We start from the raw sequence: 344 nt of genomic DNA, 5'->3' as shown, positions 1-344 counted from the left end.
AGCCCTGCTCGTTCAATCGGATGTGCAGGCGCTTGAGCATCTGATCGAAAGCGCCGCAATTACGCCAGTCGCGAAACCGCTGATACACCGTTGACCAAGGGCCAAAACGCTCCGGCATGTCTCGCCAGGCCGCGCCGGAACAGAGCACCCAAAGGATGCCGTTGAGCATCAGGCGATCATTGGCTCGCGGGCGCCCGCTGCGGCGGGTTTCAGTGAAGAGATCGGCAACCAAATCCCAGGCTGCATCGGGGAGTTCATACCGCTTTGCCATCGTGGCCTCCTGGCGTTAATGGCGGCGGATTCTACCGGAATCGATATTTCAAGGGATTTCGTACAGAGCCTAG

1 protein-coding gene is annotated in these 344 nt (G+C 59.0%); it reads right to left on the bottom strand.

Annotation, left to right across the window (positions count from 1 at the left end):
• Nucleotides 1–271: transposase (locus NTD86_RS06430; protein ID WP_262201323.1), on the bottom strand; the 271-nt coding region annotated here is incomplete at its 3' end.
• Between the last annotated feature and the right edge of the window lie 73 nt (nt 272–344).

Origin of the sequence: Pseudomonas sp. 7P_10.2_Bac1, assembly GCF_025465935.1 — a bacterium.
GTDB lineage: Bacteria > Pseudomonadota > Gammaproteobacteria > Pseudomonadales > Pseudomonadaceae > Aquipseudomonas.
Note: the sequence above shows the minus strand (reverse complement) of the source record. Positions and strands in the feature narration are given on the sequence as shown.